Raw genomic sequence first — 1,799 nt, 5'->3', positions numbered from 1 at the left:
GGGGTCGCGCGAGCCGCGCAGCCATGCGGCAGCGAGCGGCAGCCGGCCGACGGGCCCGATCTGCTTTGGCCGCAGCGGCACGAAGCGCACGCCTGACACCGCCATCCGCATGGTCCAGCGCGGCACGATCGCGACCCCGAGCCTGGTTGCGACGAGATTGATGATGGTCTGCTTCTCGTCGGCGACCTGCACGACGCGCGGCGTGAGGCCTGCCTGCTCGAATAGTCTTATCGTGAGGTCGTGGCTGTGCGGCCGCGAGCGACGATCCGGCACCAGCATCGCCTCCTCGGCGATCTCCGCCAGCGTGATCGACTTGCGTTTGGCCAGCGCGTGGCGCTGCGGGAAGGCCACGATGGCTGTTTCCTGCAGCAGATCGCGGAATTCGAGCCGCTTGTCCCGCTGAGCCGGTGGACGCACGAAGGCAAGATCGAGCGCGCCGGTCAGGATCTTTGGCAGCAGCCGGACGGTCTTCTCTTCCAGGAGCTGCACTGCGATATCGGGATGCTTTGCGCGAAAATCGCGCAGCAGCGCCGGTAACAGCCCCGCCGCGGCGCTGTCGATGGCGCCGACCCGGAGTTTTCGAGCAGCCCCCGCGCGCGCGCGATTGCGCAGGTTGGTCTCGACCGCCTCGACGCGGGCGAGGATGGCGCGGCCATCGCGCAGCAGCGTCGCGCCATCTTCCGTCAGCGACACCGCACGCGTCGTCCGCGCAAACAGCCGCGTGCCCAGATCCTCCTCCAGCAGCCTGATCTGGCGGCCGAGAGCGGAGGGCAGCATCTGGAGATGCTGCGCCGCGCGGCCGAAATGCAACTGCTCGGCCGCCGCCACGAAGCATCGCAACTGATGCAATTCCATCCACCGGTCCTCTGATCCTGTGACGGGATTATATCATTTTTTTGTATAAACCAGCGCCGATTGAGTCCCGGCCCCTTCCCCGCCTAGGTTCGCTAGCGTTACGCAACCCCACCGACATCTGGACGGAGCCCTTCATGCGTACCCATTCGATTGCAGCGATACCGGCGGACGGCATCGGCCCCGAGGTCATCTCCGCGGGCGTTCGCGTGCTGGAGGCGCTGGCCAACCGCAGCGGTGACCTCGCCTTCAACATCAAGACCTTCGACTGGGGTTCGGACTATTACAAGAAGCACGGCGTGATGATGCCGGCCGACGGTCTCGCGGAGCTCAAGAAATTCGACGCGATCTATTTCGGCGCGGTCGGTGCGCCCGACGTGCCCGATCACATCACGCTGTGGGGCCTGCGGCTGCCGATCTGCCAGGGCTTTGACCAATACGCCAATGTGCGGCCGACCAAGATCTTGCCGGGCGTCGCCTCGCCGCTGCGCAATGTCGGCGTCGGCGACCTCGACTGGGTGATCGTGCGCGAGAATTCCGAGGGCGAATATGCCGGCATGGGCGGCCGCGCCCACAGGGGTCTCCCCGAAGAGGTCGGCACCGAGGTCGCGGTGTTCACCCGCGTCGGCGTGACGCGGATCATGCGCTATGCGTTCGAGCTGGCGCGGTCGCGCCCGCGCAAGTTCCTGACCGTGGTGACCAAGTCGAACGCGCAGCGCCATGGCATGGTGATGTGGGACGAGATCGCCGCCGAAGTCGCGGCCGAATTCCCCGATGTGACCTGGGACAAGATGCTGGTCGACGCCATGACGGTGCGCATGACGCTGAATCCGAAGAGCCTCGACACCATTGTCGCGACCAATTTGCACGCCGACATCCTCTCCGACCTCGCCGGGGCGCTGGCGGGCAGCCTCGGCGTCGCGCCAACCGCCAATATCGACCCGCAG

The 1,799-nt window shown here is 66.4% G+C and carries 2 protein-coding genes; one reads left to right on the top strand and one right to left on the bottom strand.

Annotated elements, in window-relative coordinates:
* Positions 1-855: LysR family transcriptional regulator (locus IVB32_RS24450; protein ID WP_247411706.1), on the bottom strand; the 855-nt coding region annotated here is incomplete at its 3' end.
* A gap of 134 nt (positions 856-989) precedes the next feature.
* On the opposite strand from IVB32_RS24450, the gene IVB32_RS24445 reads away from it, so the two are divergent.
* Positions 990-1,799, top strand: an 810-nt coding sequence (locus IVB32_RS24445) for an isocitrate/isopropylmalate family dehydrogenase (RefSeq protein WP_247411703.1), incomplete at its 3' end; no start/stop codon positions are given.

The organism is Bradyrhizobium sp. 23, from assembly GCF_023073295.1.
GTDB lineage: Bacteria > Pseudomonadota > Alphaproteobacteria > Rhizobiales > Xanthobacteraceae > Bradyrhizobium > Bradyrhizobium canariense_D.
Note: the sequence above shows the minus strand (reverse complement) of the source record. Positions and strands in the feature narration are given on the sequence as shown.